Source organism: Streptomyces sp. DvalAA-14, from assembly GCF_900091855.1.
GTDB lineage: Bacteria > Actinomycetota > Actinomycetes > Streptomycetales > Streptomycetaceae > Actinacidiphila.
Genome location: NZ_FMCH01000476.1, coordinates 1 through 13,319 on the forward strand (window position 1 = coordinate 1; position 13,319 = coordinate 13,319).

13 protein-coding genes are annotated in these 13,319 nt (G+C 74.1%); 6 read left to right on the forward strand and 7 right to left on the reverse strand.

The features are described from left to right. The first annotated feature begins 21 nt into the window (after positions 1–21). A complete protein-coding gene (locus GA0115240_RS24795) occupies positions 22–1,146 on the forward strand; it encodes a HesA/MoeB/ThiF family protein (RefSeq protein WP_093739920.1) in 1,125 nt (374 codons plus the stop codon). A gap of 30 nt (positions 1,147–1,176) precedes the next feature. Here GA0115240_RS24795 and GA0115240_RS24800 read toward each other — a convergent pair whose 3' ends face one another. Further along, a complete protein-coding gene (locus GA0115240_RS24800; protein WP_093739812.1) occupies positions 1,177–2,478 on the reverse strand; it encodes a M14 family zinc carboxypeptidase in 1,302 nt (433 codons plus the stop codon). A 543-nt stretch (positions 2,479–3,021) separates the two neighbouring features. Here GA0115240_RS24800 and GA0115240_RS24805 point away from each other — a divergent pair. After that, positions 3,022–3,936, forward strand: a complete 915-nt coding sequence (locus GA0115240_RS24805; protein WP_093739814.1) for an aldo/keto reductase — start codon at positions 3,022–3,024, stop codon at positions 3,934–3,936. Between the two features lie 49 nt (positions 3,937–3,985). Here the strand turns inward: GA0115240_RS24805 and GA0115240_RS24810 are convergent, their stop codons facing one another. The 4 genes from GA0115240_RS24810 to GA0115240_RS24825 all read right to left on the reverse strand — a co-directional run bounded on the left by GA0115240_RS24810 (position 3,986) and on the right by GA0115240_RS24825 (position 7,505). Then, complete coding sequence (locus GA0115240_RS24810) at positions 3,986–5,101, reverse strand: MerR family transcriptional regulator (protein ID WP_093739816.1); 1,116 nt, start codon at positions 5,099–5,101, stop codon at positions 3,986–3,988. Positions 5,102–5,290: 189 nt separating this feature from the next. After that, positions 5,291–6,175 (reverse strand): sigma-70 family RNA polymerase sigma factor, encoded by an 885-nt coding sequence (locus GA0115240_RS24815; RefSeq protein ID WP_370673372.1) that lies wholly within the window; start codon positions 6,173–6,175, stop codon positions 5,291–5,293. A gap of 105 nt (positions 6,176–6,280) precedes the next feature. Beyond that, positions 6,281–6,679, reverse strand: a complete 399-nt coding sequence (locus tag GA0115240_RS24820) for a VOC family protein (RefSeq protein ID WP_093739818.1) — start codon at positions 6,677–6,679, stop codon at positions 6,281–6,283. Between the two features lie 157 nt (positions 6,680–6,836). Further along, a complete protein-coding gene (locus GA0115240_RS24825) occupies positions 6,837–7,505 on the reverse strand; it encodes a class I SAM-dependent DNA methyltransferase (RefSeq protein WP_093739820.1) in 669 nt (222 codons plus the stop codon). Between the two features lie 138 nt (positions 7,506–7,643). Between GA0115240_RS24825 and GA0115240_RS24830 the strand changes: the two genes are divergently transcribed. The 3 genes from GA0115240_RS24830 to GA0115240_RS24840 all read left to right on the forward strand — a co-directional run bounded on the left by GA0115240_RS24830 (position 7,644) and on the right by GA0115240_RS24840 (position 9,321). Next, on the forward strand, positions 7,644–8,096 hold the full coding sequence (locus tag GA0115240_RS24830; RefSeq protein ID WP_093739822.1) for a helix-turn-helix domain-containing protein: 453 nt from the start codon (positions 7,644–7,646) through the stop codon (positions 8,094–8,096). 54 nt (positions 8,097–8,150) lie between these two features. Next, positions 8,151–8,717: a hypothetical protein gene (locus GA0115240_RS24835; protein WP_093739824.1), complete on the forward strand. Its 567-nt coding sequence runs from the start codon at positions 8,151–8,153 to the stop codon at positions 8,715–8,717. 208 nt (positions 8,718–8,925) lie between these two features. Beyond that, on the forward strand, positions 8,926–9,321 hold the full coding sequence (locus GA0115240_RS24840) for a DUF2516 family protein (protein ID WP_093739924.1): 396 nt from the start codon (positions 8,926–8,928) through the stop codon (positions 9,319–9,321). 63 nt (positions 9,322–9,384) lie between these two features. On the opposite strand, the gene GA0115240_RS24845 is transcribed toward GA0115240_RS24840, so the two are convergent. Together GA0115240_RS24845 and GA0115240_RS24850 are read right to left on the reverse strand one after the other, a co-directional pair. Then, a complete protein-coding gene (locus GA0115240_RS24845) occupies positions 9,385–10,761 on the reverse strand; it encodes a PP2C family protein-serine/threonine phosphatase (protein WP_093739826.1) in 1,377 nt (458 codons plus the stop codon). A gap of 278 nt (positions 10,762–11,039) precedes the next feature. Further along, positions 11,040–11,831 (reverse strand): class I SAM-dependent methyltransferase, encoded by a 792-nt coding sequence (locus GA0115240_RS24850; protein ID WP_093739828.1) that lies wholly within the window; start codon positions 11,829–11,831, stop codon positions 11,040–11,042. Between the two features lie 146 nt (positions 11,832–11,977). Between GA0115240_RS24850 and mshA the strand changes: the two genes are divergently transcribed. Further along, positions 11,978–13,318, forward strand: coding sequence for a D-inositol-3-phosphate glycosyltransferase (mshA, locus tag GA0115240_RS24855; RefSeq protein WP_256069965.1), 1,341 nt, complete (start codon positions 11,978–11,980; stop codon positions 13,316–13,318). The last annotated feature ends 1 nt before the right edge of the window (position 13,319 follow it).

The window sequence follows — 13,319 nt, forward strand, 5'->3', positions numbered from 1 at the left end:
CGCCGCTGCGCCGCCCCCCGCATCAAACCGGAACACCGCCCCTACCGCACGGTCGACGGCAACATCCGGATCGGCAGCGTGATCTACGGCATCGGCGCCGAGATCGCCGACCCCGACGGGTGGATCTGGACCCTCACCCAGGTGATGGACGGCAGCCGCACGACCGCCCAGATCGCCGCCGAGGTGGCCGTCCGGCACCCGGCGGTCGCGCCGGCCACCGTCCGGTCCGCGATGGCCGATCTGCGCGAAGCGGGCTTCATGGACGACGCGGCGGCGCCGCTGCCGGCCGGCCTCGGCGACCGGGACCCGATCCGGCACGCCCGCGGGGTGGCGCTGCTGCGCTGGATGGATCTCAGCCCGCAGGCCAGCCCCTGGCAGGCCCAACTGCGATTACGCCAGGCCCGGGTGGTGGTGCTGGGGGTGGGGGGTACCGGCGGGGTCGCCGCGCAGCTCCTGGTCGCCTCCGGGGTCGGACACCTGCACGCGGTGGATCCGGACGTGGTCGAACTGTCCAATCTCAATCGGCAGTTGCTCTACCGCGAGGCGGACATCGGCTCCCGGAAGGCCGACGCCGCGGTGGCCGCGCTGCGCTCGCTGAACTCCGACGTGACGGTGACCGGAGAACCGCGCGAGGTCAGCGGCCCGGACGATCTCGCGGCGCTGCTGGCGTACGGCGAGGGCGGCCCGTACGACCTGCTGGTTCTCGGCGCGGACCGGCCCCCGGAGATCCGGCGCTGGGCCAACCGGGTCTGCCTGGCGCTCAAGCTGCCCTGGGTGGAGGGCGGTTACCGGGGACCGCTGGTGACCGCCGGCGTCTACGTACCGGGCGACGGACCCTGCTGGGAGTGTCAGCGGGCCGGCGAGGTCGAGCGGCGCGATCTGCGGCTGGGGCCCGGACAGAGCGAGGACGCGGCCTCCCCGCGGATGCCGTGGAACCCGGCGAGCGCGGTCACCGCGGCCCTGTCCGGCACACTGGTCGCCCACGTGGCGCTGGCCCTGCTCAGCGGGGTGCCGCCGATGCAGCCGGGGTTCCGGTACGGGGTGAATCTGATGGTGCTCGGCGATCCCGTCCTGCAGCGCCACCCGCGCCGGCCCGACTGCCCGGCCTGCGGCGACCGTTCACCGCGGACACCGAATCTCAACTGACGGCCCAGCGGCGGCTGTCCGCGCCACCGGTTACCGGCCGGGCCGCTCATCGCCGGCCCGCTCCACCGCCGCGAGCACCATCCTCGCCTGGAGTTCGGCCTGGGTGCCCACCGGCACCCAGCGGGCGTCCAGCGCCGCGACCAGATCCCGGGCGCCCGCGTCCACCCGGCGCTCCAACCGGGAACGCAGCCGCGCCGGTTCGGCGTTCGGGTCGTCGGCGGGGAAAGCCCGGCTCTCGTCGAGCAGCCGCAGCAGCATGCCCGAGGCGCGCAGCGGGACCCGGCGGGCGGCGATGTCCAGGGCCGCGACATGCGCCATGGTCAGCCGCCCGGGGCAGTGGCCGGCGAGGGCCTCGTAGTCGTCGGCCAGCCCGGAGAACGCCGCCGCCGCGTCTTCGGCGCCGCGCAGCAGCGGCTCATCCACTCGGCCGAGCAGCGCGACCGTCCGCTCCAGCGCTGCGGCGGTGGTCGCGCCGTCCTTGCGCAGCCGGGCCGCCAGCACGGCGACCGTGTGCCAGCCGTCGGGGTGCGGGGCGGGGTCGGCGATCCGCCGGGTCGCCCACATCGGCACCTCGACCACCGCGGTCGTCCCGCCGTGGCGGTGCGGACGGCACCAGGTGGAGCCCTCGACGCCGGCCGGCCCGCCCGCGAGCCGCCCCGGCCCCTCGGCGGGCAGCACGTACACACCCGGGCCGGGGCTGTCCCAAGCCAGGGCGTCCTGCGTTCCGGTCTGCACCGGCACGTCGAGTTCGGCCGCGCACTTGCCGAACGGCTCGGCCAGGCCCGGGAGATCGGCGGTCAGCCGGATCCGGCCGCCGCCGACGTCCATGCCGTGCAGGGTGCACTGCAACACCGGCCGCAACGCGTCGATGACCGCCGACAGGGCCGCGGATTCCGGCAGATCCGCGCCCGGACCGCCCAAGGAGCCCGCCCATTCGGGCTGTTCGGCGATGGCCGGCCGGAAAGTGTGCCGGAAATGCACCGCCGGCGGTCGCGCCCCGGCCGGCCCGCTCTCGTTGAGCACCGCGCCGTCCGGGTCGAGGCAGAGCAGGAAATCCCAGGTCAGATCGGCCTCGGCATGCCGCTGCCGGTCCCATACCGCCTGCTCGGCCAGCCACAGCACGCTCGCGCCGCCGGCCGGCTCGTCCGGATGCGCCCCGGCCACCACCAGCACATGGCGGCTGCCGTGCCCCACCGACAGCAGCCACAACGGCCGTCCGGCGCGGGATTCGCCGGCCAGCCGCATCCGGCACAGGTCCGGGTGGCGCTGGGTGAGCAGGCGGGCCGCCGCCGCGACACCGGAAACGGTCGGATACGCGTCTGGCCCGCGCATGACGGCTCCTCCTCGGCGCAACCCGGCCCGACGGCTCTGTCCGACCGGTTCCCTTCCCATCCGCCCCGACCACCGGTCCCGTTGGACCCGGGATCAACGCGGCCCTGCCCAACCCAAGCCCGACTCCCGCCCAACGTCGGCTCGGACCACCGCCGAACCACGCCGGGGTCCTTGGCCCGGCCCCGCGCCCGGCTCCGACCGTTGCAACCGTCCCGCCCGTTCCGCCCGCCCGTCCACGCCCGCAGCCGGTCAATTCCCCTTCCGCGTAGGGCAATTGAGCGGCGAGGATCCATCGGCGTGGGCCGCCGGCCCGCGCACTGATCAGACTCTGCGGCCCGCCACCGGGTGTCAAGGGCGCCGTCCGGCGCGGGCGGCGGCCCGCGCACGGGCGTCGTCCGGCCCCGCAGGTGATCCTCGGAGACACCCGCCGCACCCGCCCCGCCGGCACCGGATCGCGCCCGCCGCTCACCCCGCGCCCCCCGGGCCCTGGGGCAGCCCGCCCGTGCCGGGGACGGCCGCGGAGCCTGTGCCAGACTCGGCGCAGTGAGCGACGAGACGGTGGGCGCGGCGGCAGCGGGGACATGGCGGCTCGGGGACCTCACGGTCAACCGGCTCGGATTCGGCGCGATGCGGCTGACCTCCACCGCGGACGGCCGGCCCAGCGACGGCGCGCGGGCGATCGGGGTGCTGCGGCGGGCGGTGGAGTTGGGGGTCGATCACATCGACACCGCCAGCTTCTACGTCTCGGACTTGCGGTCGGCGAACGAGCTGATCAACAGCGCGCTGGGCGGCCCGTACCCCGACAACCTGGTCATCACCACCAAGGTCGGCCCCGGCAAGGACGCGAACGGCGAGTGGACGCCGGCCGCACGCCCCGACCAGCTGCGCGGCCAGGTCGAGGAGAATCTGCGGCAGCTCGGCCGTGACCACCTCGACGTGGTGAACCTGCGGGTGCACGCCGCCGATTCGGTGGCGGAACGCTTCGGCGTCCTGGCCGAGCTGCGCGGGGCCGGACTGATTCGGCACCTCGGTGTTTCCAACGTGCGCGCCCACCAGCTCGCCGAGGCGATGGCCATCGCGCCGGTGGTGTGCGTGCAGAACCGCTACGGGCTCGGCATCCGCGGTGACGACGAACTGCTGGCCGAGTGCGGTCGCCTCGGCATCGCGTTCGTACCGTTCTTCGCCATTGTGGGCTCCCGCACGGCGGCCATCGGGGCCGGCGGCGGGACCGCCGCCCCCGGTGAGGAGGCCGAGGTGGTGGGCGAGGTGGCCCGCGCCCATGGCGCCTCCCCGGCGCAGATCCGCCTCGCCTGGACCCTCCACCGCGGACCCCACGTCCTGGCCATCCCCGGCACCGGCGACCCCGACCACCTGGAGGCGAACATCGCGGCGGGCGCGATCCGGCTGTCCCCGGCGGAGTTGGCCCGGCTGGACGGCCTGGGGGCCCTGGCCGGCTGAGCCGGCGGACCGACGGAGCCGGCGCAGGGGACCGAGGGGCCGAACCGGCTCAGCCCGCGGCGACATCCGCCGCGATGTCCGTCACGACGTCCGCGACGACGTCCGCGACGACGCAACTGACGTTGTCCGGAGCGCCGGACCGATGGGCCAGCGCCACCAGCTCGCGTACGGTCTCGTCCGGGTCGGCGACGGAACGGATCACCCGGTGCACCTCGGCTTCCGGCACCACCGAGGACAGCCCGTCGGAGCAGAGCAGATAGCGGTCGCCGGCCTGGGCGTCGTGCAGCCGCAGATCGGCGGCCGCCGCCCCCGGGGCCCCGCTCAACGCCTTGGCCAGCAGCGATCGTTGCGGATGGGAGGCGGCTTCCTCGGGCGTCAGCCGCCCCTCGTCGATCATCGACTGCACGAGCGTGTGGTCGTGGGTGATCCGGAACAGCTCGCCGTCGCGCAGCAGATACGCCCGGGAGTCACCGATGTGGACCAGGGCCAGCTGGGAACCGGTCCACAGCATCGCGGTGAGCGTGGTCCCCACCTCCAGCGGCGCCGGTCGGCCGGCGGCCACCCGCCGCACCGCCTGGCCGGCCAGTTCGACGGCGTCCTCCAGGACGTTCAGCAGGCTGCCGGCCGGGATGCCGTCGGTCTCCAGCCGCCGGAGCGCGTCCATCGCCCCGGCGGCGGCCCGGTCGCCGCCCGCCCCGAAGCCGTCGGCGACCGCCAGCAGGCGGGAGCCGGCGTAAGCGGTGTCCTGGTTGCTCTCGCGGACCAGGCCCGCGTCCGACAGGGCGGCGTAGCGGATGGCGAGAGGTGCGGTGGTCGATGACATGGTGGGATCGTCCTTCCGGGACAGATGCGCCACGAGGAAGCCGGCCAGGTCGCGCCGGGCGGCGATGTCGGCCTCGACACCGGCCCAGTACGCGCGGACCTCCCGGGCGGCGTCCGGCGCGTCCAGCGCACAGACGTCCCGGATCCGGGCCAGCGGCATTCCGAGCCGCCGCAGCCACGCCACCAGCCGGGCCTGTTCCAACTGCCCGGCCGCGTAGAACCGGTAGCCGTTGACCGGATCGACCCGCGCGGGTGTCAGCAGCCCCAACTCGTCGTACAGCCGCAGTGCCTTCGGTGACAGCCGCGAAGCCTTGGCGAAGGCGCCGATGCTCAGCAGTTCCACACCCGTCTCCCTTCCGCCCGGCCGCGCGGACCGGTATCGGCCGGTACTGACCGGTACTGACCTGTGCCGACCTCTGCCGTTTCCTCGTACCGGGCGCCTCGCCCGGCCCTGTTGATGCTGGGCCTTTCCCCAAGGACAAGGTCAAGCCCGAGCACGGGGAGCGCGACGGATCCGAGGAGCGCGGGCCGGTCAGAGGTCGAGCACGGCGATGTCGAACCGGCTGAGGCGCTCCGGATCACCGATCACGTCGATGGCGGTGATCCCCCTGTCGCCGACGGTGAAGCGGAGAACGAGCAGGAGCCGTCCGCGCGGGGCCGTTACGAGGCCGACCACGCCGTCGATCAGCGCCGGTTCGGTGAAGCGCACCCGATCCGCCGACGCCGACGCGCCCTTGACCACGCTCTGGGCGCCGCGCAGCACGAGCGGTACCCGGAACGGGCCGGACGCCGGGTCGGCGCGGAGCACCACGTCCGGATCCAGCAGCGCGACCAGCGCTTCGAAGTCCCCGCCGCGCGAGGCGGCCAGGAAGGCCTCGACCACCCGGCGCTGCCGGGCCGCGTCGGCGGCCGGCAGCGGGGAGGCACCCCGGACCCGGCGGCGGGCGCGGCTGGCGAGTTGCCGGGCCGCGGTCGGGGAGCGCTCGACCATCGGGCCGATCTCGTCGAAGGGCACCGCGAACAGGTCGTGCAGCACGAAGGCGAGCCGCTCGGCGGGGGTGAGGGTGTCGAGCACCACCAGCAGCGCCAGCCCGACCGAGTCGGCCAGCAGCGCTTCCTGCTCGGGGTCGCCGACCTCGCCGCGGCCGGCCACCGGCTCGGCCACCTGCGGGGGGAGCGGGTCCTCGCGCCGCGTCGCCCGGGCGCGCAGCATGTTCAACGACACCCGGGCCACCACGGTCGTCAGCCAGGCGTCGAGATTCTCCACGCCACTGGTGTCGGCCCGGCTGAGCCGCAGCCAGGCCTCCTGGACGGCGTCGTCCGCCTCACTCGCCGAGCCGAGCATCCGGTAGGCGACCGCCCGCAGCCGCATGCGGTGCTCCTCGAACTGCTCCGGCAGCCACGCGCCGCCGTCCACCGTCTCGTCCGCCGTCTCGTCCACCGGGTCACTTTCCTCCGTCGCGGGGTGTCTCACCAGGAGACCCGCGAAAGCCCGCGGATGTGACGGCGGGGCGTCCTGGGGTCACGACGCCCCGGGCTCGTGACTGTCGTAGGGCCGCGTGATGATCTCCATCCCGTGCCCGGCCGGATCCTTGAAGTACAGGCCGCGCCCGCCGTGATGGTGGTTGATCTCGCCCGGCCGGGCCAGATACGGGTCGGCGTAGTAGGTGAGATCCGCCTGCAGGATCCGTGCGAAGGCGCCGTCGAACTCCTCGTCCGACACGAGGAACGCGTAGTGCTGCACGGTGATCGAATCGGCCGGCACGGTGGCGAAGTCCAAGGTGACGCCGTTGCTGGTGGCGACCGGGATGAACGGTCCCCATTCCGCCCCGACCCGCAGGCCCAGGATGTGCGCCAGGAATGCGGCGGACTCGCGGTTGTCCCGGGCGTGGACGATGGTGTGATTCAGCTCGACCGGCATGGCTGGCCCGCCTCCGTAAGGCACCGCACGACGCCTCCATGCCTCACCCGGCCGGTGACCGACACACGCCGCCGCGCCCCCGATCCTAGGCAGCGCCCCGGCCGCCCGTCGATGCCCCCGCCCCAAAACGGCCGGGCCGAGGGCCCGGCCTTCGGTGTCACGACTCCGTCGGTTTGTGGGTGAGGAAGAAGCCCTGCTGGCCCTGGCGGGGTTTTTCGCTCGCGTCGGGTTCGCGGATGAGGCGGGCGTCGACGGGGAGGCCGGACTCGTTCAGGAGGGCGGCGAGGTGATCGGGGGCGAGCCAGTAGACGTCGAGCGTGAGCGGGAGTTCGTGGCCGTATGCCTGGCCCAGAGGGCGGCGCAGGTCGCCGACCTTGAAGGCCAGGAGCAAGGGGGCGCCGGGGGCCAGCACCCGGTGGCATTCCGCGAACACCTTCGGCAGCAGCTCCGGCGGGGTGTGGACGGTCGAGTACCAGACGAGGGCCCCGCCGAGAGTGTTGTCCGCCAGGTCCAGCGCGGTCATCGAACCCTGTTCGAAGCGCAGACCCGGATGCCTCCGGCGGGCGACGGCGATCATCTCGGCGGACAGGTCGACGCCGAACACGTCCACGCCGAGTGAGCTCAGGTGGGCCGTGACGCGGCCGGGCCCGCAGCCGAGGTCGGCGACCGGCCCGAGGCCGGCTGCCCGCACCAGCTCGGCGAACGCGGCGAGCATGGCGCGGTCCAGCGGTTTGTCGTCCAGTTCGTCGCGCAGGAGCTTCTCGTAGTCGACGGCGACCGCGTCGTAGACGGTACGGGTGGTGTGGAGGTACTCCGCTTCGGTCATGGCGGAGGACTGTAGCCCCGGGCGTCCTGCCCCCGCCGGTCGGCGGCCCCGGCCGCACCCCGCCGCCGGCGGCACTCCGTGCGAGACACAGCAAGCAAGATGCTTGCAAAAGTTAGCGCGGTGGGGGACAGTGGAGCCATGGGTGCGCTGAAGGTGGGAGGGCTCGGGGAGTTCCTGCGGGAGCAGCGGCGCGGTGCGCAGTTGAGTCTGCGGCAGCTCGCGGAGGCGGCCGGTGTGTCGAATCCGTATCTGAGCCAGATCGAGCGCGGGCTGCGCAAGCCCAGTGCCGAGATCCTGCAGCAGCTCGCCAAGGCGCTGCGGATATCCGCGGAGACGCTCTACGTGCAGGCGGGAATTCTCGACGCACGGGAGCGGGACGAGCTGGAGGTGCCGGCGGCGATCCTGGCCGACCCGTCGATCAGTGAGCGGCAGAAGCAGGTGCTCATCCAGATCTACGAGTCCTTCCGCAAGGAGAACACCGCGGCGGCCGGCGCCGAGCAGGAAGCCGCGCCCGAGGACGGCCGGGAAGCCGCGCACCCGGCGGACAGCCGGATCACGGAGCAGGCGACGGGGAAGACAACGACGACGTGACGGGAGCGGCCGGCCGCGCTGCGGCGGGCGTGCCCGTACGGGAGGAATACAGAGATGACGATCACCGATGACATCGTGAAGGGCCTCCGCAACCCGACGCCGCTGTACGCGGTCGCCGGTACGGCCGATCTGGCCGCGGAGAAGCTGCGGGAGGTGCCGGCCCTGATCGGCAGGATCCGCGAGCAGGCGCCGGACCAGTTCGGCAAGATCCGGTCCACCGACCCCAAGACCGTGCAGGAGCGGGTCGCCGCGCAGGCCAAGGACGCGCAGACCCGGCTGAACGAGACGTTCGCCGACCTGGACCTCAAGGAGCTGCGCGACTTCAAGCGACTCGGCGAGTCCGTGCAGGACCTGGCGCTGCAGGGCGTCGGCCGGGCCGCGGAGTACGCGGTACGGGCGCGGGAGACGTACGACGAGCTGGCCGTACGCGGCAAGGGCGCGGTGGCCACCTGGCGTGGCGAGGCCGCCGACGAGGTGGTGGAGATCGCCGCCGCCGTCGAGCCCACTCCGGACCCGGCTCCGGCTCCCGCCGCCGAGGAGCAGGCGAAGCCCGCCGCCCCGAAGAAGTCGCCCGGCCGCCGCACCAGCCCGAAGAAGGCGTCCGACGACGGCGCCGAGTAGCGACCGAGCAGTACGGGAGGCGCGGGAGCCGGCCGTCCCCCGGCGTCGAGGTCCCGGAGCGGACCTTGACGCGACGTTGACGGTCGGCCCGAACGGGTCGGGGCACGCTTGGTGCGCCCGGCCCGTTCTGCGGGTAGGACCGGTACGGTGAGTGGACGGTGAGTGCGCCGAGCGGCGACGACCGGGGACGACTAAGGCGGTGGACGGCGTGTTGATTGACGGGTTTTATTCGGTGCTCGCCCTGGTCTCACGGGCGCTCTTCCTCTTCGCGGTCTTCGCGTTCATCGACGCGGCGGTCCGCCGCCAGGACGCCTACCGCGCCGCCGAGAAGAAGTCCAAGACCTTCTGGCTGGTCGTCCTGGGCGTGGCGGCCGCCGTGCTCTGGTTCCTGTCGATCGTCTCGATCCTGCCGCTGATCGCCCTGGTCGCGGTGATCGTCTACATGGTGGACGTGCGTCCCGCGGTCCGGGCCGTCACCGGGGGCGGTGGCGGAGGCGGCATCGGCGGCTTCGGCGGCGGCGGCCGGCTCTTCCGCCGCGGTGGCGGCGGTGGCGGGGGCAGCAGCAGCGACGGTCCCTACGGCCCGTACAACGGCCGCCGCTGACGCAGGAGGTCGCCGCTGACGAGGACGGCCGGCGCCCCGCGTCGGCCGAGCCGGCGGCGGCGATCAGCCGCGCCGCTCCAGCAGTACGACCGCCACGTCGTCTGTCAGCTCGCCGCCGTTCAGCTCCCGCACCCGGGTGACCGCCGCGTCCAGCAGTTCCTCGCCGCGCAGCCCGTCGGCCAGCAGCTGCGTCACGATCCCGACCATGCCGTCCTGGCCCAGCCGTTGCCGGCCCTCGCCGATCCGGCCCTCGATCAGGCCGTCGGTGTAGAGCATCAGGCTCCAGACATCGTCAAGCCGGACCGGGATGCGGGTCCAGGCGGCATCCTCCAGCAGACCCAGCGCCGGACCGCCCTCCTCGTACGGCAGCAGTCTCGGCACCCGGCCGGGCCCGGTGAGCAGCGGGGCCGGGTGGCCGGCCAGGAAGAGGTCAGCCGAGCGTCCGTCCGGCGCGATGTCCACCACGGACAAGGTGGCGAAGGTCTCCTCGTTGTCCCGCTCGTGCTCCAGCACTTCCTGGAGGGTGCGCAGCAGGGTCTCGCCGCCGATGCCGGCGAAGGTCAGCGCGCGCCAGGCGATCCGCAGTTCGACGCCGAGCGCGGCGGCGTCCGGGCCGTGCCCGCAGACGTCACCGATCATGGCGTGCACGGTGCCGTCCGGGGTGCGCACGGTGTCGTAGAAGTCGCCGCCGAGCAGCGCCCGGCTGCGCCCGGGGCGATAACGCGCGGCGAACCGCAGGCCGGTGGCGCCCTCCAGCAGCGGGGTGGGCAGCAGGCCGCGTTCCAGCCGGGAGTTCTCCTGGGCGAGCAGCCGGGTCTCGGTGAGCTGGCGCTGCGCGAGGTCGGCCCGCTTGCGTTCGACGGCGTAGCGCACCGCCCGGATGACGGTGGGCGCGTTGATCTCGTGGCGGGACAGGTGGTCCTGTGCCCCGATGCGTACGACTTCCGCGGCCTGCCCCTCGTCGGCGCCGTCGGTGAGGACGAGGACGGCGGTGCCCAGTGCGAGGCGCAGCACCTGCCGGAGGGTGTCCGTCGCGTCGGGCGGGTCGGGGAGGTCGAGCAGGATGCAGTGCACGTCGTCGGTGAGCAGCCGGCCGGCGGCGGTGAGGTTGCGGGCCCGCAGGATGCGGATGCGCGGGCCGTTGCCTTCCTGGAACCAGGGGGCGGTGAAGGCGCCGGCCGGGTCCTCGCCGATCACCAGCAGGGTCAGGGCGGGGGCGCCGGCCGAATCCTGGCGCTGGCGGGGGAGGACGACCGGGGGCGGCCGGCCCGGTCCATGGGCGGCGTCGCGGGCGGTGTCCTCGGTCACGTCCTCGGCTGTCGCCGCGCTCCGGGCGGCGACTCGGGCCGCACCTTCCCGGGGCGTGGGTACGCTTTCGCGGCCCCCGGCCCCGGACACGGTGGCTGCGGGCCGTTCGGTGTCGCGCTCGACTGCGGACATCAACCGACTCCTTCCCGTCCCCCGATCTCGCTCCCCTGGAGGGCTCAGTCAGGCGACCCTAGTGGCAGCGGCGGCCGTCACGGGAGGGTGGCCGGTCAATCGTCAGCGTCATATGCCAAGTTCAGGGCGGGATTTCGCGGGTCATGTGCGGATACGCGCATGACAAACATCACGCCAAGAGGCCGCAACCTTGCCCCGCTGAGACGGTCTCGCGCGCGAGGCATGGGCGGGTCCGGGGCGGTGGCCGGCTGCCACCGCGCCCCGCCCCTCCGGCGAAGTCACCCCGGCGCCACCGCGCCCCACGCCACCGTTACCTCGCCCTGCCGCCACCGCGCCGGCCCGTCCACCACCGGCCAGCCGGCGTCCCGCAACTCCCGTACCGCCCGCGCCCAGCGCTGCCGCGCGCCCAGTGAGGACAGCGGCGCCGCGGTCGCCCAGGCCCGGTCGAAAGCGGTCAGGAAGGCGTGCACCGGCTCGCCCGGCACATTGCGGTGGATCAACGCCTTCGGCAGGCGTTCGGCCAGGTCGGAGGGCCGGTCCAGGGAGGCGAGCCGGGTCGCGAAGGTGACCGTGCGCGGGCCCTCGGGGCCCAGGGCGACCCAGACGTGGCGGCGGCCGATCTCGTCGCAGGTGCCCTCCACCAGCAGGCCACCGGGGGCGAGCCGGGCCCGCAGCCGGTCCCAGACGGCGGCGACCTCGGCCTCGTCGTACTGCCGCAGGACGTTCGCGGCCCGGATCAGCACCGGGCGCCGGCCGCCGGGCAGCGGGACCTCGAAGCCGCCGTGCCGGAAGGTGAGGCCCGGCCGGGCGTACGGCTGGGCCGCGGCCACCCGGGCCGGGTCGATCTCGATCCCGGCCACCTCGGCGTCCGGCCGCACCCGGCGCAGCCGGTCCAGCAGTTCGACCGCGGTCCAGGGCGCCGCGCCGTAGCCGAGGTCGACCGCGAGCGGATCGGCGGCGCCGCGCAGTTGCCAGGCGTGGGTGGCGGCGATCCAGCGGTCCATCCGGCGCAGCCGGTTCGGGTTGGTGGTCCCCCTGGTGACCACGCCGACCGCCCGCACACCGCTCATGGGACGAGGGTACGGCGGCCGGCGCGGCCGAAAACGCGGTTGCGCCGCGGCGGACGGCAGGTATCGGTTCGGCAACGGGGAAATGGAATACCGGATTCCGGCGTTGAGCACGGTTGACGACCGACGGCTGCCGGAAGGAACACATGGTGACCACGTACACGTCCCGACTGGGCGCCCTGCGCGGCGTCGGCGTCCACAAGCGGCGCGTCGGGGGGCGGCGGGTGCGGCGGGTGGCGATGCTGAGCGTGCACACCTCGCCACTGCACCAGCCGGGTACCGGCGACGCCGGCGGTATGAACGTGTACATCGTGGAGCTGGCCAGGAGGCTGGCCGAGCGGGACATCGAAGTCGAGATCTTCACCCGGGCCACCGCGGGCGGCCTGCCTTGCAAGGTGGAGCTGGCCCCGGGCGTGTCCGTGCGGCACGTGTACGCCGGTCCGTACGGCGGTCTGGCCAAGGAGGAGCTGCCCGCGCAGCTGTGCGCCTTCACGCACGGCGTGATGCAGGCCTGGGCCGGCCACCGCCCCGACTACTACGACTTGGTGCACTCCCACTACTGGTTGTCCGGCCACGTCGGATGGCTGGCCGCGCAGCGCTGGGGTGTGCCGCTGGTGCACGCCATGCACACCATGGCCAAGGTCAAGAACGCCGCCCTCGCCGAGGGCGACTGTCCCGAGCCCACGGCCCGGGTGATCGGCGAGACGCAGATCGTCTCGGCCGCCGACCGGCTGATCGCCAACACCGAGGAAGAGGCCGCCGAGCTGGTCCGGCACTACGCCGCGGTTCCCGGCAAGGTCGCGGTGGTGCACCCCGGTGTCAATCTCGACCGTTTCCGGCCCGACCCCGGCCGCGCCGCCGCCCGGGCCCGGCTCGGCCTGCCGCAGGACGCGCTGATCCCGTTGTTCGCCGGCCGGATACAGCCCCTCAAGGCCCCTGACGTGCTGATCCGCGCGGTCGCGGTGCTGCTGGACGAGGACCCGGCGCTGCGTGACCGGATCGTCGTCCCGGTGGTCGGCGGCCCGAGCGGCAGCGGCCTGGCGAAGCCGGAGGCGCTGCACAAGCTGGCCGCCCAGCTCGGGGTGGCCGATGTCGTACGGTTCCAGCCGCCGGTGGACCAGGAGCGGCTCGCCGACTGGTACCGGGCGGCGACGGTGCTGGTCATGCCGTCGCACAGCGAGTCCTTCGGGCTGGTCGCCATCGAGGCGCAGGCCTGCGGGACTCCGGTGATCGCGGCGGCGGTCGGCGGCCTGCCGGTCGCGGTACGCGACGGGGCCACCGGCTTCCTGGTGTCCGGCCACGACCCGCGCGACTACGCGGCCGCGCTGCGCCGCTTCGTGGACCAGCCGCAGTTGGGCGACACCCTCGGCGCGGCGGCGGCCCGGCACGCCCGCGACTTCGGCTGGGGCACGGCGGCGGCGGACACGGCCGAGGCCTACGCGGACGCGCAGGCGGAGCACCGGCGTCACCTACGATCGGCCCATGGCTGAG